Genomic DNA, 17,074 nt, shown 5'->3' on the forward strand with positions numbered 1-17,074 from the left:
CTGTCAACGGCGGAGCAAAAGTCGGCCATTCGGCGGCGTAAAACCAGGCCATCGTGTTACATGCCGGGGGGAGTGGCGTGAGGGCGTAGCCCGAGGGCCACTCCCCCCGGCATTGGTGTAATTTTCAGGGTCTGGTTTTGGCCTTGCGGGCCCGGCTGTGCGCGAGGCGATAGCTTTCGCCGTTCATCTCGAGGATGCTGACGTGATGGGTCAGGCGATCGAGGAGCGCGCCTGTGAGACGCTCAGATCCGAAGGTTTCGGTCCATTCGTCGAAGGGCAGGTTGCTGGTGATGAAGGTGGAGCCGCGTTCGTAACGCTGGGAGATCAGCTCGAACAACAGTTCGGCGCCGGTCTTGGAGAGCGGCACAAAGCCCAGTTCGTCGATGATGAGCAGCTTGTATCCGGCCATCTGCTTCTGGAAGCGCAGAAGACGGCGCTCGTCGCGGGCCTCCATCATTTCGCTGACCAGCGCTGCCGCGGTGGTGAAGCCCACCGACAGTCCTTTCTGGCATGCTGCCAGTCCGAGCCCCAACGCTACGTGCGTCTTTCCGGTGCCTGATGGCCCCAGAGCGATGGCGTTCTCACGCCGCTCGATCCACTCGCAGCGCGCCATCTCGAGCACCTGCATCTTGTTGAGCCTGGGGATGGCGGCGAAGTCGAAGCTGTCGAGGCTTTTGACGGCGGGGAAGCGCGCGGCCTTGATGCGCCGCTCGACCATGCGACGCTCCCTGTCGATCATTTCCATCTCGACGAGGCGGGCGAGGAAGCGGATATGATCGACGCCTTCAGCGGCACATTGCCGCGCGAGCTTGTGATGCTCACGCAGGCACGTAGGCAGCTTGAGCGCCTTGAGATGGTGAGCGAGAAGGATCTCCGGGGCCTGATCGCTCATGCGGCCTCCTGCCGGTCGGAGAGCAGGCTCAGATAGGCTCTGGCAAAGGTCTTCTCGACCGTGGTGCGTGGCAGGAAGGGATAGACGTCCAGGTCCAGCCTGGGCGGTACGCGTTCGATCCGGCACAGGACGAGGTGCTTGACGGCATCGAAGCCGATGGCGCCAAGATCGATGGCCTGTTCGACCGCCGCCTGGAGATCGGCGAGGGTGAACGTTTCCAGCAGGCGCAGTACCTGCACATATTCGCGCCTGCCATGTTTGTGCATGCGCCCTTCCATCAACCGCTGCAGTGTCGTGAACGCTTCGGGCAGGTCCCAGCCCTGCAAAGGCGCAGCCTGGTCGAATGCGTTGATCTTCTGCTCGATCAGCGGGAGATAATGGAGCGGGTCGAAGACAACCTCCTCGCGGGCATAGCAACGAGGATGACGGGCGATGACTTCGCTGCGGCAGCCGATCACCACCTCATCGACATAGGCCCTGATCCAGACCTCCTGATGGCCCCAGGCCACCGGAACCGAATAATCGTTGGTCCTGTAGCGCACCAGGGATTGCGAGGAGACCCTCCCGCCTTTCTGATCGCAGGCCTCGAAGGGTGTAGCGGGCAGAGGCTGCATGGCCGCGAGATCGCGCTGCAGCCGCTCACCGATCGTCTCGCTCTGCCCGCGCACCTTGTCCTGCTGGCGCTTGCGGCATTGCTCCTCCAGCCACAGGTTGAACGCCTCCCAGGTCGGGAACTTCGGGATCGGCACCATGAAGTTGCGCCGGCAATAGCCTACCAGCCCCTCCACATTGCCTTTCTCGTTCCCCTTGCCCGGGCGAGCATAGCGGTCGCGGATCACGTAATGTGACAGGAAAGCGCTGAACAGCGTGGCACGCTGCCGCGTGCCGTCGGGCAGGATCTTCGTCACAAGGCAGCGATCGTTGTCATAGACGATCGAGCGCGGTACCGCGCCGAAAAACGCGAAGGCATGCACGTGTCCGTCCACCCAGGCCTCCGCCACCGCCGCCGGATAGGCCCGCACATAGCAGGCATCACTGTGCGGCAGATCGAGCGCGAAGAAGTAGGCCTTCTGCTCCACCCCGCCGATCTCCACCAGCGCTTCCCCGAAATCGGCCTGCGCATCTCCCGCAGGGTGCGCCAGCGGCACGAACATCTCCCGGCTGCGCTGTTCGCGCTCCCGGATGTAATCCTTGATGATCGTATAGCCGCCGGTGAAACCATGCTCGGTGCGCAAACGGTCGAATACCCGCTTCGCCGTATGGCGTTGCTTGCGCGGGACACTGCGGTCACCCTCAAGCCATCCATCAATGATCGCCACAAACCCGTCCAGCTTCGGGCGCTGCGGTACGGACTGGCGCCGGTAACCCGGCGGCGATGAAAACGACAGCATCTTGCGTACCGTTTCGCGCGACACATTGAAACGCTTCGCCGCCGCCCGTTGGCTCATGCCATCCGCGCAAGCCAGACGGACCTGAAGATAAAGTTCCACGCTGTAGATCCCCACACCTCCCTGACTCGGCAGAAAGGCTTCAAGGTGGACGACTTTTACGCCGCCCGCAGCAGGACTATCCCGCCGCTACCGTGGTCGAATATTGCTCCGCCGTTCTCACATGCACAAGCAAGGTTACAAACCGGGCGTACGGTTTTTCCTGACGCCCTGAACGTGCAGATTAAAGCTTGGTTCCAATAACAAGTCATACGACAGCCAAGGAGAGAGGGTTATGAGAGGTCAGGGGCATGGAATTCGTGCGTTCGCGATCGGCACCTCGCTGGCGGTGATTGCGATCGCCGGGCAGGCACAGGCTCAGGACCAGCCGGTCGCCAATGATGCCGATGGCCTGGAGAGCACGCCCGACGATGCAAGCCAGATCGGCACTGAAATCATCGTCACGGCCCGCAAGAAGTCCGAAAACCTGCGCGATGTCCCGGCCGTGATCGAGGTTCTCTCGAGCCAGGAGCTGGCGGACAAGAACATCGCCCGGCTGACCGATCTGGTCGCGCTCGCCCCGTCATTTACCCTCTCGCTTGCCGCCAACCAGCCGCTGACTTTCCTCCGCGGTTTCGGCAGTGCCGGCAATCCATCCTTCGAGCAGTCGGTCGGCAAATTCGTCGACAACGTGTCTTTCGCGCGCGATTTCCAGGCTCGCATCCCGGTCTACGATATCGAACGGATCGAGGTTCTTAAGGGACCGCAAGTGCTGCTCTACGGGAACAGCGCCACCGCTGGCGCGATCAGCATGGTCACCCGCAAGCCGGGCCGCGATCTGGCGGCTGATCTGTCCGTCTCGTACGAATTCAACAACAATGAGGTGATGGTGCAGGGCGGCGTAACCGCGCCGCTAGGCGACGATGCCAGCCTGCGGGTCGCTGGCTTTTACCAGGATCTCGATCGCGGCTGGATCTACAACGCGGGCAACGGCCGGTGGGAGCCGACCTTCCACAACTGGGGGCTGCGCGGATCGCTCAGGCTGGCACCTTCTGGGTCGGTCACGATAAATCTCAAGGCCGAAGTTGACCGGGTGCGCGACAAGGGTTCAACGTCGCAGCCGATCACCCAGTCCGTCGTCCCGATCCGGCAGATGCCGGACGTGGTCCTCGATGATCGGCGCAATGTGAACTACAACGTCGCGCCATTCTTCATTGAGGAATACGCCGCCCTCAACGCAGAGATCTATCAGGGCGATGTCGTCTTCGACCTCGGCGGAGCCGAACTCGTTTCGACCACCGCTTACACCGTCAATCATCAAGGCTCCGCTTCCAGCAACGGATCGAATGCGCCGACGGTGATCCCGACATTCGATCAGCGGTACGACCAGTTCAGCCAGGAACTGCGGCTGTCCGGCGAAGCCGGCATGGTGCGTTATCTGGTCGGGGGATATTTCCAGTCGGATTCCTACGACTTCTACAGCTTCCAGCCGCTCGACCTGGCCGCCTATAGTCTGCCTGTCGCGCCTTTCACCCGGGTCAGCACGGCCAACCAGGATTCGCGCAGTTACTCCTTGTTCGGGGAATTGACGATTCAACTCGACCCCAGCCTCTCGGTTTCGGCCGGCGGTCGTTACAGCATATTGCGACGGACGACCGACCAGGCGGCGCTGGCGGCGAACTTTTTCGGTGGAATCACCTTCGACACGCCGCTGAGCGCCGGGGTCTCGCAGATCAACCCTTCGCTCAACGGACTGTATACGGGGGTGCTGGGCGGCATCCCGCACTCGTTCAGCGACATCAAGACGCGCGAGGAACATTTTCAGCCGCAAGTCATCGTGCAATACCGCACGCCGGACGACACCATGCTCTATGCCAAGTTCGTACAGGGCGACAAGGCGGGCGGGGTCGATGTCTTCTATCACGGATCGGTGGCTCGCGGCGCCAACCCGCAGGATGCGCAATTCCGGCCCGAGCAGGCAACCTCGTTCGAGGCGGGCATCAAGGGCAGGGTGGCGGATAACCGCCTGTCCTATGCGTTCAACCTGTTCAGCACGACGTTCAAGGATCTGCAGACCGGTGTCTTTGTCGGCACATCCATCTTCACCACAAATGCCGGCAAGGCCCGCACTCGCGGGGCCGAACTCGACCTCGCCTGGACTCCTGACGACGCATGGCGCGTGACCGGCACCGGGACATATCTCGATGCCGAATATCTCGATTATCCCGGGGCGACCTGCACCGTCGGGGGCACGCTCGCCGGGACCTGCTCTGCAGCGTTGGGCGGACAGGATCTGTCGGGCCATCCCACGCCGTTCGCGTCGAAGTTCACGGGCACGCTGGGTGTCGAGCATGCGGGAGAGATCGGCGATCTGACGACCAAGGCGGGGGTCTCGGTGGTCTACCGCTCGCGCTATAACACCAGTCTCAACGACGATCCGCTGGGCGACCAGAAGGGCTATGCCAGCATCGATGCCCATGCCGATCTGGGCTTTGCCGGGGGCCGCGTGACAGCGTCGCTGTTCGGGCGCAATCTGGGCAATGTGCTGTACAAGGAATACGGCACCGCAACGCCGCTGGTTCCGGGATCGTTCCTCGCCTTCGTGGGCCGTGGCCGTCAGATCGGCATCCGTCTGAGCGCAAGTTACTAGACGTGGGGCGCGGCAATGCTTTGTCGGCGAGCAGGCGGCGGGCCTGGTCCATCGTCCTGCTTCTGGCCTGCATCCAAGGCATAAACCAGGCTGACAAGGCGGTGGTCGGCCTGGCGGCCGAGCAGATCATGGCCGAACTGCAGCTGACCGCGGCGCAGTTCGGACTGGTTGCCGGTGCGCTTTATGCCACGTTCAGCCTTGGCGGCATTGCCGTGGCATTCCTGGCTGCCCCCCGCTTCGCACCGCGCTGGATCATGACCGTGATGCTGGCGATGTGGTCGATCGCGCTCATGCCGGTCGTGTTCTTTGCCAGCCTGCCGGTCCTGATCGGCAGTCGTCTGGTCCTTGGCGCGAGCGAGGGCGGCGGCACGCCGACCGCTCTCAACATGGTTCACGACTGGTTCCCCGACGACAAACGCGATTTTCCCGCTTCGATCGTGATTGTCGGCGGAACTGTCGGCGCTCTGATCGCGGCACCCGGCCTGACCTGGTGCATCGCGCAATATGGCTGGCGCAGCGCCTTTCTTGTGTGCGCCCTGGTCGGCGCCTGCTTCCTCGCGGGCTGGCTTGCGGTCGGGCGAGACGGTCCCTTCGGACATTTACGGGACGGATCGTACGGTCTAGGCCGACAACCGCAGTCCGCTCTGCGCACCAACGTTCTAAGCTTGCTCGGCAATCGCCAGGTGCTTGCGAACATTTGCATGGGCTTTTGCGCCTATTGGGTCGTCGGCTTTACCGTGGGCTGGCTCCCCGCCTATTTGCGCGACATGGCCGGTGTTTCGCTGAAACAGAGCGGCTGGATGATCGCACTGGTTTTCCTGGGACAGGGGGGACTGGTGCTGCTGTCGGCCCTGGCGACACGGATCCTGGCGCAGGACAATCCCGACCGCGCACGCTCTATCGTGCAGGCGCTGTGCATGTTGGGCGGCGGTGCCGGCTTTTTCGCCTTGGCCGCGCTTCAGGTGGAAGAATCGATCCCCTTGCTGATCGTCCTGCTGATCCTCGCGACCGGTCTGCCGATCGGCGTCTTTTCTCCGATCGCCGCGACGCTCGGCAAGCTGGGAGAAGGTCACAAGAATGCGCTCGTCACCGTCGTCATGTCGGCGATTACGTTGGCCGGGCTGGTTTCTCCGCCGGCCATTGGTGCCTTGATCGATCCGCAGCATGTGTCGGGATGGCATCCTGCCCTTATCCTGACGGCTTGCGTCTGCCTGATCGGCGCGCTTCCAGCTTTCGCTGCCGGCATCAAGCGCGCGAGGGTCCGTCCCTGAAGCGCGGCTGGTGCGAGCCGGTCCTTGTGGCCCGGGCGCTGCCTTGCTCCCATTCCGGCGCAGAATCCAAACGAACAACCGGATAGACGGTCTGCAAGTGGAACCGAAACGGCAGCAGGCCGGTTTCTCGCTCTGACAATCCAGCCCGACCGCTGGATGGCCAAGGAGATACCGATGCAAGACAGCCAGAACGCCTTGCCCGGAGCACCCGATCCGAGAAGGGTTCTTCCCGGGCAGTACAATGCCGATCCCAACCACACTCAGGTGACCTGGAAGCTCAACCACATGGGCTTTTCGACCCTCTCGGGCCAGTTCGGTGCGAAAAGCGGTACGATCACCGTCGATCCCACCGACCTCGCCAGCACAGAGCTGGAGATCGTCATCGACACCGCCGGGCTCACCGCAACGAGCCAGATGTTCCAGGGCCACCTGCGCGGGAAAGGCTTCTTCGACGTCGGGAAATTTCCGGAAGGGCGCTTCGTTTCCAGGTCGGTGAGGCAGACCGGGCCGACCGGCGCCGAAGTGACCGGCGAGCTGACGATCAAGGGGGTTACCAGGGCGGTCAACCTCACGGTCGAGTTCGTCGGTGCCGGCGACGACCCGCAGGCCAAGGTTCTCACTTTCGGCTGCCACGCCACGGGGACCATCCTGCGCAGCGATTTCGGGTTCGAAACCGGGCTCCCTGTCGTGGGCGATCGCGTCCAACTCGATATAAATGTGGCCTTTACCAAGGCGTAACGAGGCAAACCGGAAAGCAAGAGGTGAATTCATGGAAACGTCCGGCGAAGCAGAGTCCTTGCAATACCCCGATCTCAAGGATCGTCACGTCGTGGTCGCCGGCGGTACCGGCGATGTAGGGGAAGGCATCGTCCGCGCATGGCTGAAGACCGGGGCGCAGGTGACCGTTCCCTCGCGGACCGACGGCAAGATCGCCCGCTTTCGCGAAGCCATCGCGGACATTGCGGAAACCGACAGGTTGAGCTTCGTGACGGGCGTCTATGACACCTTCAACGGGGCGCAAGCCCTGGCAGACAGGATTGTCGAAGATCATGGGGCGGTGACCGACGTCGTCGCGGCGCTCGGCGGATGGTGGCAGGGCAAGTACCTGTGGGACGTCCCGTTCGAGGAATGGCATCGCTATTTCATCGACGTCTCGACCGCACACTTCGCCAATGCGCGCGCGTGGAGCCCGCGTCTGCCCGCGCACGGCACTTACCAGCTTATCCTTGGTGGCGCCTCGGTGAAGGCCGTCCCCAAGGCATCCATCATCAACATGTCCCAGGCAGGCCTGCTGATGATGCGCCGCGTGCTGTCGGCCGAGGTTGCGGGCCGGCACCGCGTGGTATCGCAAATCCTCGGGCCGGTCGTTACGCGTTCGCGACGCCGGATCGATCCGCAGTGGCTGACCAATGAGCAGGTGGGCCTCGCCTCTGCCGGCATAGCCGCACGTCCCGACGCGGACGCGACGGACTATGCCAGCGCCGACAAGGCCGAAATGCTGCGAACCTTGCGTTCGCTGGGATTGTCCCCAGTTGGCCCTGAAGCTGTCGGTTGAGCGATCCTCCCCCGGCCCACATTCCATCAGGACTTTCCTGTCATGACTATTCTGCTTTCATCCGTTCACAAAGCCGAAGCGATGACCTTGGGGTCCGGCTTTTCTGCCCGCCATATCGAACTTTCGCTGCTTGGCGGCGCAGCCGATCCGATCGTGGCCTTCGACGATTACCGGATGCGCACGGTGACCTTTGCGCCGCATCCCCATGCGGGCTTTTCCGCAGTCTCCTACGTCTTCGAAGACAGCTCCGGCGGTCTGCGCAACAGGGACTCGCTAGGCAACGATTTCGTGGTCGGTCCGGGCGGCATCGTCTGGACGCAGGCGGGCGCCGGCGTGCAGCACGATGAGCTACCCGATGAGGATGGCCGGGAGGTCCGCGGCTTGCAGATCTTCATCAACCTGAGCGCGGCCGCAAAGGAAACGCCACCGCAAATCCATCGCGCATCGGGCGCCGAGATCCCTGAAGAGATTACAGGCGGCGGCAGCAGGATCCGCGTGGTCGTGGGCGATCATGGGGCGTCGTCATCGAAGGTTCAACCTGTCGAACCCGTGCGCTTGCTGGACATGGCCGTCGCGGCGAACGACGTGATCGACGTTCCGCTCGAAAGCGGCCACAACCTTGTCGCCTATTGCGTCAGTGGTGGGGCGCGGCTCTCGGCATCCGGCACGATGCGGGATCTCGGGCAGGGCGATTACCTTGCCGCCAGCGCGCCTGAACGAAACGGGGTGCTGCAGATTGCCTCGCCATCGGGTGCGCAACTCGTCCTGCTCAGCGGCAAGGCGCTCAACGAGCCGGTGGTGCAATACGGGCCGTTCATCATGACGAGCGGTGCGCAGGTACGGGCGGCGGCGGCCCGATACCAGTCCGGCGCGATGGGCCGTCTGGAGCCGCTGCCGCATTGATGCGCGCAGCGGCCCAAGACCTTCTCAGCCGGCGATCGCGACTTTCAGCTTCGCCATTCCGCGAACGGTGGCCTCGCGGTTGGCGATCGCTTCCGCCCAGCGCCTGACGGCCGGAAATTCGCCCTCGCCGATTGCCCCGCTGGCGCCGAACATGCCTAGGAGCGGGTTGGCCCAGGGCCATGCCATCATGTCGGCGATCGTGTACGCGCCCCCCGCTAGCCAGCCATCGTTCTCCAGCCCCTTTTCGAGCACGGCAAGCAGGCGCAGAGTTTCGTCAAGATAACGCTTTTCCGCGTATGCATCGCGCTCTTCGCGGCGGGCAAAATGCCCCCACTGTCCGGCCATCGGCCCTAGTCCGCCAACCTGCCAGAATATCCATGAAAGGGCGGTCATGCGCGCTGCCGGGTCCTGCGGCATGAAGCGGCCGGACTTTTCGGAAAAATGAAGCAGGATCGCGCCGGACTCGAAAATGACCAGATCGGCATCACGCATAGCCGGAATCTTGCCGTTGGGATTGACCGCCCGGAAAGTCTCGTCGTCCTGAGCGCCCTCCAGAATATTGACCGGGACAATCTCGTATTGTGCGCCGATTTCCTCGAGCAGGAGAACTGGCTTCTGTCCGTTCGGCGTGTCCCAGGTGTAAAGTTTCATAAATGTCGGTCCGATCTTATTTCTGTATCTTCTGGCGGCAATGTCTGAAATTCTCTGCTGATCCCGACCGAACAAATCGTCCACACGGAACTTCAGGCCCTGCGTTGAAATCTGCTCGCGCCTATGCGGCTTCCAGGATCAGGCGCTTGCCGAAAGAGATGACCTGTTCGCAATACCGGGGATCTGCGACCACGAGATTTCTCACCGCCAGTCCCCGCACGAGATTCCACAGGAACAAGGTGATGTCATGCGCCATTTCGGGCGCGTAACCAGCTTCGACGATGCGACCTTCCCAACCGCGAAGCACCTGATCCCCGAATTCGGTTTCGAGGCTGCCTTGTCGAACCTGCAGGTCCGCGTTGTCGGGGCATGATGTCAGGATATCTAGAACGACGTCATAGCATTCATCGAAGAACCGAGCGGTCGCGTCGTCGATCAGGGCTTGCAGAATGTCCCCGCCGTCGAAGGATTCGATTCTCTTGAGGCTGTCGGTTTCCTGCTCGCGCACGATGACTTCGAAGACGGCGGCAACAAGTGCCTCTTTGGTCGGGAAATGGTGCAGCAGGCCCCCGCGCGAAATTCCCGCCAGATCGGCAACCGCGCTGAAGCGAAGCGCGGAGTGCCCTCCGCTTTTGAGAAGCGTGATGGCAGCCTTAAGGAGCTTGTCCCGTGTCGCCAGTCGTTTGTTTTCAAGAGTTTGGCTTATTTCCACTTTCGGGTCGTACCTCTGGTTGGTCGCTCTCTTGCCTTCGGCAAAGGCTCTCCTGGCAGGAAGTGGCCCCCTATGCCTTGTCGGATTCGCGGAAACAAGTTTACCGTCCCTAGCGTGTTTTCAAGCCGAAAGTCCGCCATCCACCACGAGTTCCGCGCCGGTAATATAGCTTGCGTCGTCCGAAGCGAGGAACAGGATGGCCTTGGCCACCTCCTCCGGCAGACCGATGCGCTTCAACGCCGTTGCCTGGGCGATTGCTTCCCTGAAGCCGGGAATGGGCGTCGCGCGGAACATGGGGGTATCGATCGGGCCAGGCAGGACGGCATTCACCCGGATCCCGAATGGCGCCAAGTCGAGCGCCGCACTGCGTGTCATGCCGCGGACGGCGAATTTCGTGGCCGTGTAGGCGAAGGTTCCGGGCGATGCCTTCAATCCGGCGACGGAAGCGACATTGACGATGCAGCCACGCGTCGCCTTCAAGGCTTCTGTCGTCGCCTTCAGGCCGAGGAAAACGCCGCGCTGGTTGACGTTGACCGCAGCATCGAACGCCGCCGCATCGGCATCGAGAAGCGACTGGAAGAGACCGTTCCCGGCGCAATTCACCAGGATGTCGAGGCGTCCGAACCGTTCGACGGTGAGGTCCACGGCCCGGCGCCATTGCGTTTCGTCGGAAACGTCGTGCGCGACGCTGCCTGCTTCCGACCCAAGCGTATCAATGTAGCGCGCAACGCCGGCGAGGTTGAGATCGCTTAGCATGACCTGCGCGTTTGCCGCAAAAAGCAGCCTTGCGGTCGCTTCGCCGATCCCGCTGCCGGCACCCGTGACGAGCGCGACTTTCCCGCCAAATTCCTGCATCAGTCAACCCTCTCCCAATATCTCCCGAACAAAAGGATTAGCAACCGTATATCCTGTTTGTTTCAGCCGCCGGTTATGAACGGCTTATCACGTCTGCGCTAGTCCTTTCTGGCTCGCTTCGCGGCTGCCTGTTCCGCCCACAGGGCCCAGGGCCGTTCCACCTGGCCTTCGTTGGTCTCCATGCAGGAGCGCGCCTCTTGCTCGGTCAGGTGCTTGAAGCTGTCGACCGAGGCAGCAGCGAACTGCATCCGCGCGTTGATTTCGGCGTAAACGGCCCGGAACACAACGCGTTCGATCGAATCCGCCACGACAGTGGAACCGTGTCCGCGCATCAGGGCGATGTCGTGGTTCGCAAAACACTTCGCGAATTCGGCACCCTTGGCGCGATCGCGGATCAGCAGGTCGGTACATTCGCCGAACCGTTCGCGGATTTCGAAAACCGGCGCCTGTGTGCCGATGAACCCAGCCATATGGAAGATGGGCTGCAGCCGCTTCGATTCCAGAACCGAAAATGGCACAATCGAATGCGAGTGGCTGTGCACGATCGCCATGACATCGGGCCGGGCGCGGTATATTTCGCTGTGCAGGAACCGCTCGAGATAGACGCGTTCCCCGGTCGGCTGGACCGTCTCCCCGCTCAGGTCGAATTCCAGAATATCGCCTGGCTCGATCGCGCCCGGCGCGCGGTTGCGGGCGAGAAAGAACCGGTCGGCGATGGCCGGATGGCGGGCGCTGATATGGCCGAAGGCATCGACGACCCCGTGGTCGAAGAGGATGTGGTTGGCCACCACCAGCTTTTCGATCAAGTCTGTCAAAGCGCCGATGTCCATTTGAATGTTAACCTCTCTCGTGGCTAGATATCCCGATCGTGCAGGTCCTTGCCCGATACGTGCGACATCGCAGCCCAAAGCGCGAAAATGCGCATATTCGTGGCCTGCTCGCAAAACCGGAATTGAGCCGCCCGACGACATCGTTGCCCGCAAAGGGAAAATAGGATGTGCACACATTAATTGGGAATGTCAATCTGTCGTTGTGGAGGTTGTGGCCGGCTGAAAGATGCCAGTGTCAGCCTTCCGGCTGACTCAACAATTCGCGCTCGAGATTTTCCGACATGCGGTTGAGTACCGAGAGGCACGTTTCGACGTCTTCTGGCTCGATCCCCTTGGTGGCCGCGCTGTTGATTTCAACGGCGTATGGCAGAAGCTCCTGTTCGAGAGCCCGGCCGCTGTCGGTAAGCGCGATGAGCAATTGGCGGCGATCTATGCGATCCCGTGTTCGTGTGACCAGGCCGCGCTTTTCCATCGCAGTGATCAGTTTCGCTGTGGTGTTTTCAGCCACGCCCGTCGCGTCGCTCAGATATTTCTGATTAACTCCGTCGCCGTGCCACAGCACGCGAAGGTAATACCAGAAGCCAGTGTCGAGGCCGTGACGTGCCAGCCGGGAGGAGAGCAGTCGATCGAACCGGCGGTGACATCTTCGCACCTGGTAGCCAAGGCTGCGGGTGGGAAAAAGCTGCAGGGACATGGGCTCGGCTCTCCGAAGCGAAGGTGGCTGGCGTCGCCTCTCGTCCGCCGCTTTAGCGGATTCAAGGCCGGCATACCAACCGTTTAGGGGGCGGTTACAGGATTGGGGAAGGATCCGCGAATCCGGTCTTGCAGACGCCGCTAGGATACCGTACATCCGGTCCGCAAGTTTAAAATGATTCGCTTTTCGGATAAGCGATGAAGCGCAATTTTGGGAGAGATTGAAGATGGACGCTGTGACGACCAAAACGATTCCCTCGCTTTGGGAAGCCGCCAAGCAGGAAATGGAAGGCTACGGCTTTCTTGGCAATTACGAGCAGCCCAAGTGGGACGTTCCGGAAAAAATCGGGATTGCCGTGGCGGTTTCGGACCGATTCGGCGACGATGCGGATCACGGCGCAAACCAATCCTCGGTGGAGAAGTACGTGGACGAAGCGTCGGCCGTCATCGAGGAAGGGGCCTTCTCGATCCACATCGATTTCACGTGGGTGACCGATGAAAAGGGCCGCCGGCTCGACCAGATTCCTCCGACCGAGGCCTATTCGATGGTGCTCGAGCCGCTCCGCAAGCGCTACGGCTACAGCTTCATGGCCGATCTCAACGTTCTGAACGGCAAGACGTTCGAGGAATGCATGAGCCCGATAACAGCCGGCCTGGCAGAATCCGCGCCATGTGCTCCTGGCCACCCCGAAAGCTTCGTCGGCCCCGCGGTGCAGACCTTGATGGATCACAACGTCTTGGCCGTTCCCGCCATTCACAATTCAGGCGAGATCGAGCTGGCCAAGCGCCGCTTAATCGATACTGGCATCATCAAGAACAAGGTCCTGTGGGGCATCCTCTATGGCCTGCCGTTCGACGTCGGTCGCACCCTGATTTCGGGCAACAGCGTGATGGACTGCGACGACATGATCCGCCAGTTGATGCTCATGGTGCATCAGATCCGCAAGATCGACCCAGATCCGCAATTTCTGGTTTGTGCGGCCGGTCGCGCCACCATGTACATGACCACGCTGGCCACAATGATGGGTTTCCACATCCGTGTCGGGACCGAAGACACGGCGTTCAAGTACCCTAATTCAAACGAGAAGTTCAAGAGCAACGTCGAAATGGTCCGCGCCGCTAAGCAGATCGCAGAGTTGCACGGCCGCACCCCGGCAACCGCCAACGAAATGCGCGCACTGTTCGGCATTGCGCCGCGCTGAGGAGGTAGGTCGGATGGCAATCCACGAAAAATTTCGCCGCGATCCGCTCAGGTCGGTGGCGATATTCGGTGCGAGCGGACGGATGGGCCGGGAGGTGGCGGACTTTCTGTCCTACGCCGCGCCCGATCTCGAACTGCGGCTGATCGCAAGCTCGGCCTCGTCGCAGGAAAAGGTCGCTGGCCAGTTTCCGCACGCGAAGGTGGTGAACGCGAACTACTTCGACGCCCCCTCCCTAGAAGGCGCGCTGGCCGGGGTCGAGGGTGTTTTCGTCGTCACTCCTCCCGGGCTCGACGAAAAGACCGCGATGCCCAACGTTGTCGCCGCGCTCAAGCAGGCGGGGAGCGTCCGCCAGGTAATCCGGCTGCTCGGCTATGCGCCGGACTACAATCCCAAGAAGTTTCCCTGGGGCGAGCTCAAAACCGGATGGGAGCACTGGGTCGCGCGTGAAATCTTTGACGAGTCCGGCTTGCCGATGACCTACGTCAATCTCGGCGCGACGCTGTTCGACAACTTCTATTTCACCCGGCCCGCCCTGGTGTCGCAGAAGAAACTGATCTGGCCGGATCGTCACTTGCCGATGTTCGACGTGCGGGATCTGGGCGAAGTCGTCGCGCGCCTGTTCCTCAGCCCCGACCAGCGGTACGTCGGCACCTCGCTGACCATGAACAACGGCTATGATTATGTGACCACCGCGCAGATGGCCGAAGCGATGAGCGATGCGTGGCGCGTTCGGATCAGCGTGGATACCAGTCGCGAGGCGTTCCTGAAGGAATATTGCCCGGTCTTCGAGCAGCGGTTTGGTCACGCCGGCATGGCCGAAGGATTGCTGGACTACTTCGAGTGGGAGCACGAAAACTGGCTTTGGCAGATCAACGATACGGCCGAACGGATCCTAGGCCGCAAGCCCAACACGTTGTTCGGCTGGCTGCGCGAACATAAATCGGATTTCGTAGATAATTGAGATCAGTCCAGATCGGGGCACCGATCATGGAGTCTGAACCACAAAAGAGGAGTTTGCTGAAATGGCCATGAACGGGCTTCATCACGCCGCCTTCATCACCAAGGACATGAAGGCGCAGATCGAATTTTTCACCCAGTGTCCGTCGTCAGAACATTTGGCACAACTCGCGGCGTAAATTAGCGGAGTGCGGGCCTCGTCCTGGGGTTGATATTAAGCGGCGATCTTGCGGTGGAGCAAGCGGCGATGTTCGATGGTCTTCCGTTTGATCCTTTCGCGCTGTTTGATGATGGCATCGGCCCTGCCGAAGTAGGCGTCGGCGGGCGTCACGTTGTTCAGGCTCTCGTGGTAACGTCGGTGGTTATAATGCTCGACGAAGGCTTCGATCTGGGCCTCAAGGTCACCGGGCAGGAAGTAATTTTCGAGCAGGATGCGATTCTTGAGGGTCTGATGCCAGCGCTCGATCTTGCCCTGGGTCTGGGGATGCATCGGAGCGCCGCGCACATGGCTCATTTTCCGGGCCTCGATATATTCCGCCAGTTCACCCGCGATGTAGCTCGGGCCATTATCCGACAGCAGCCGAGGCTTGTGCAGCACCGTTGCGCTGTCGCAACCCGAGGCCTCGAGCGCGAGGTCCAGCGTGTCGGTGACATCCTCGGCTCGCATGTTGGTGCACAGCTTCCAGGCGATGATGTAGCGCGAGAAGTCGTCGAGCACGGTCGACAGATAGACCCAGCCCCAGCCAATGATCTTGAAGTAGGTGAAGTCGGTCTGCCACATTTCGTTCGGCCGCGTCGTCTTGGTGTGGAACGCATCGGCTGCCCTGATCACGACGAAGGCCGGGCTGGTAATCAGATCATGGGCCTTGAGCAGGCGATAAACCGTGGCCTCCGACACGAAGTAGCGCTTCTCGTCGGTGAAGCGCACCGCCAGTTCGCGGGGCGACAGATCGGTTGTATCCAGCGCCATGTCGATGATCTGCTGCTGGATATCGTCGCCGATGCGGTTCCACACCCGGCGCGGGGCCGATGGCCGATCCTCCAACGCCTCCGGGCCGCCTTCGAGATAGCGGTCGTACCAGCGATAGAAGGTCCGGCGCGGGATGCCCAACTGCTCCAGCGTGCGCCAGGCCGGGAGGTGCGACTGTTCGACGATCCGGATGATCTCCAGCTTCTCGGATGCAGGGTATCTCATTCGTCGTCGCCCCCATCCGCGATCATGCTTTTTTTAAGCAGGCGGTTCTCGAGGGTCAGGTCGGCCACGCATTCCTTCAGCGCACGGGCTTCCCGGCGCAGATCCTGGACCTCGCCGGTGGTTGCGGCACGGGCGGTATCGCCGGCGAGCCGGCGCTTGCCCGCTTCCATGAACTCCTTCGACCAGGTGTAGTACAGGCTCTGGGCGATCCCTTCCTTGCGGCACAGTTCAGCAATGCTGTCATCGCCGCGCAGGCCTTCAAGCACGATCCGGATTTTATCCTCGGCAGAGAAGTGCCGGCGTGTCGCCCGCCGGATGTCCTTCACCACCTGCTCCGCAGGAGCCTTCACCGATTTTTTCAAGGAGGATTTGGGCTTCATCTTCGTTCCTTCGTCACTACGACGAAGCCCAAATCCTCCTTAATTCACAACCTCAAATCTGTGCCATTGGCGCTGACGCCGGACAAAGGTCGATACTATGGCCGAACTGCTCGAAATGCGCGATCGCCTGCGCAGCAACGGTTACGCCGTGTTCGGACCCGTCAGCCACGGGATGAACTATTCGATGTACTTCTCCGGGCCCGAAGGCTTGCAGATGGAATATTCAACTACCGAAGGCTGCCCCAAGGTCGAACCCAAGGGATGGGTCGATGCCGAGGCCGCGGGCACGATCGGGATCAGCCGGGAAGATCTCGCGCGCTTCGTTAATCCGCCGGCCTTTACCGGCAAGGGTGGCGGCGAGGTTCCGCAGCCGTCGGGCGACGGAACGATCAATCCGAGCCCCATCCCCGAGCCGATGTTCAGCCAGCTGGGCTATCTGTCCGATGCCGACCTGGCAGAGGCCATGCGCTTTGCAGCGCCCGAGAACGCCGAGCATGCACACTGAATCGAGCCCGGCGGAGGGTGTCGATCGGCTCGTCTTCGTATGTGAACAGTTCAAGGCGATTGAACAGGGTGACATGGACCGCCTGGCGGCCTGTTTCGCACCGGGCGCCTTGATCTGGCACAATTATGACGAAAAGGAGCAGACCGTCGCGCAAGCGGCGGTCGCTCTCAAGGGGCTGCATGACGCCAGTCACCGGGTAGCCTATACGGATCAGACCCTGACCCAGGCGGGTTCCCTCGTGTTCTCCAAGCACGTCCTGAACGCCGAACTGAAGAAAGGTGGCGTGCTGCGCCTTCATGCCTTGATGCAGATTACGATCGACGATCTGGGTCGCATCACGCGGATCGATGAATATTTCGACAGCCGGGCAATCGACATTTTGGCGGGTTGATTCCG

17 protein-coding genes and 1 pseudogene are annotated in these 17,074 nt (G+C 61.5%); 9 read left to right on the plus strand and 9 right to left on the minus strand.

Annotated elements, in window-relative coordinates:
* Positions 1-124: 124 nt before the first annotated feature.
* Together istB and istA are read right to left on the minus strand one after the other, a co-directional pair.
* Positions 125-892: an IS21-like element ISSsp5 family helper ATPase IstB gene (istB, locus tag A9D13_RS02750; protein ID WP_007686288.1), complete on the minus strand. Its 768-nt coding sequence runs from the start codon at positions 890-892 to the stop codon at positions 125-127.
* Positions 889-2,382: an IS21 family transposase gene (gene istA, locus A9D13_RS02755; protein WP_011950768.1), complete on the minus strand. Its 1,494-nt coding sequence runs from the start codon at positions 2,380-2,382 to the stop codon at positions 889-891. The genes istB and istA overlap by 4 nt, the downstream gene beginning before the upstream one ends.
* Before the next feature lie 232 nt (positions 2,383-2,614).
* Between istA and A9D13_RS02760 the strand changes: the two genes are divergently transcribed.
* The 5 genes from A9D13_RS02760 to A9D13_RS02780 all read left to right on the plus strand — a co-directional run bounded on the left by A9D13_RS02760 (position 2,615) and on the right by A9D13_RS02780 (position 8,698).
* The gene (locus tag A9D13_RS02760; RefSeq protein WP_066769768.1) at positions 2,615-4,969 is read left to right on the plus strand and encodes a TonB-dependent receptor; all 2,355 of its coding nucleotides are present in this window, start codon (positions 2,615-2,617) and stop codon (positions 4,967-4,969) included.
* A gap of 2 nt (positions 4,970-4,971) precedes the next feature.
* Positions 4,972-6,240, plus strand: coding sequence for an MFS transporter (locus A9D13_RS02765; RefSeq protein WP_066769769.1), 1,269 nt, complete (start codon positions 4,972-4,974; stop codon positions 6,238-6,240).
* Between the two features lie 174 nt (positions 6,241-6,414).
* Positions 6,415-6,978, plus strand: coding sequence for a YceI family protein (locus tag A9D13_RS02770; protein ID WP_172808076.1), 564 nt, complete (start codon positions 6,415-6,417; stop codon positions 6,976-6,978).
* Positions 6,979-7,009: 31 nt separating this feature from the next.
* Positions 7,010-7,795 carry an SDR family oxidoreductase gene (locus A9D13_RS02775; protein ID WP_066769781.1) on the plus strand — a complete coding sequence of 262 codons (786 nt, stop codon included), beginning with the start codon at positions 7,010-7,012 and terminating at the stop codon, positions 7,793-7,795.
* Between the two features lie 42 nt (positions 7,796-7,837).
* Entirely contained in the window at positions 7,838-8,698 is an 861-nt protein-coding gene (locus tag A9D13_RS02780) for a pirin family protein (RefSeq protein ID WP_082922049.1), read from the plus strand.
* A gap of 24 nt (positions 8,699-8,722) precedes the next feature.
* On the opposite strand, the gene A9D13_RS02785 is transcribed toward A9D13_RS02780, so the two are convergent.
* The 6 genes and pseudogenes from A9D13_RS02785 to A9D13_RS02805 form a co-directional block, all read right to left on the minus strand.
* Positions 8,723-9,433 carry a glutathione S-transferase family protein gene (locus A9D13_RS02785; RefSeq protein ID WP_156521896.1) on the minus strand — a complete coding sequence of 237 codons (711 nt, stop codon included), beginning with the start codon at positions 9,431-9,433 and terminating at the stop codon, positions 8,723-8,725.
* A 37-nt stretch (positions 9,434-9,470) separates the two neighbouring features.
* Positions 9,471-9,857 (minus strand): hypothetical protein, encoded by a 387-nt coding sequence (locus A9D13_RS02790; protein WP_229665481.1) that lies wholly within the window; start codon positions 9,855-9,857, stop codon positions 9,471-9,473.
* A 24-nt stretch (positions 9,858-9,881) separates the two neighbouring features.
* Positions 9,882-10,061 (minus strand): annotated as a pseudogene (locus A9D13_RS21390) (TetR/AcrR family transcriptional regulator); the annotation flags it as partial.
* A 120-nt stretch (positions 10,062-10,181) separates the two neighbouring features.
* Positions 10,182-10,916 carry an SDR family NAD(P)-dependent oxidoreductase gene (locus A9D13_RS02795; protein ID WP_066769791.1) on the minus strand — a complete coding sequence of 245 codons (735 nt, stop codon included), beginning with the start codon at positions 10,914-10,916 and terminating at the stop codon, positions 10,182-10,184.
* Positions 10,917-11,014: 98 nt separating this feature from the next.
* A complete protein-coding gene (locus A9D13_RS02800) occupies positions 11,015-11,746 on the minus strand; it encodes a class II aldolase/adducin family protein (RefSeq protein WP_066769792.1) in 732 nt (243 codons plus the stop codon).
* Between the two features lie 235 nt (positions 11,747-11,981).
* The gene (locus A9D13_RS02805; protein WP_066769800.1) at positions 11,982-12,440 is read right to left on the minus strand and encodes a MarR family winged helix-turn-helix transcriptional regulator; all 459 of its coding nucleotides are present in this window, start codon (positions 12,438-12,440) and stop codon (positions 11,982-11,984) included.
* Between the two features lie 226 nt (positions 12,441-12,666).
* Here A9D13_RS02805 and A9D13_RS02810 point away from each other — a divergent pair, with 226 nt between their 5' ends.
* Together A9D13_RS02810 and A9D13_RS02815 are read left to right on the plus strand one after the other, a co-directional pair.
* Entirely contained in the window at positions 12,667-13,641 is a 975-nt protein-coding gene (locus A9D13_RS02810; protein WP_066769801.1) for a 3-keto-5-aminohexanoate cleavage protein, read from the plus strand.
* A gap of 13 nt (positions 13,642-13,654) precedes the next feature.
* A complete protein-coding gene (locus A9D13_RS02815; RefSeq protein ID WP_066769802.1) occupies positions 13,655-14,602 on the plus strand; it encodes an NmrA family NAD(P)-binding protein in 948 nt (315 codons plus the stop codon).
* A gap of 210 nt (positions 14,603-14,812) precedes the next feature.
* Here A9D13_RS02815 and A9D13_RS02820 read toward each other — a convergent pair.
* A protein-coding gene (locus tag A9D13_RS02820; protein ID WP_145206737.1) for an IS3 family transposase occupies positions 14,813-16,173 on the minus strand; the annotation gives its coding sequence in 2 pieces (ribosomal slippage) (positions 14,813-15,826 and positions 15,829-16,173; 1,359 coding nt in all).
* Positions 16,174-16,270: 97 nt separating this feature from the next.
* On the opposite strand from A9D13_RS02820, the gene A9D13_RS02830 reads away from it, so the two are divergent.
* Both A9D13_RS02830 and A9D13_RS02835 read left to right on the plus strand, forming a co-directional pair.
* Positions 16,271-16,678 (plus strand): VOC family protein, encoded by a 408-nt coding sequence (locus A9D13_RS02830; protein ID WP_066769804.1) that lies wholly within the window; start codon positions 16,271-16,273, stop codon positions 16,676-16,678.
* Complete coding sequence (locus tag A9D13_RS02835; RefSeq protein WP_066769805.1) at positions 16,668-17,069, plus strand: nuclear transport factor 2 family protein; 402 nt, start codon at positions 16,668-16,670, stop codon at positions 17,067-17,069. The genes A9D13_RS02830 and A9D13_RS02835 overlap by 11 nt, the downstream gene beginning before the upstream one ends.
* The last annotated feature ends 5 nt before the right edge of the window (positions 17,070-17,074 follow it).

The organism is Croceicoccus mobilis, assembly GCF_001661965.1.
GTDB classification, from domain to species: Bacteria; Pseudomonadota; Alphaproteobacteria; order Sphingomonadales; family Sphingomonadaceae; genus Croceicoccus; species Croceicoccus mobilis.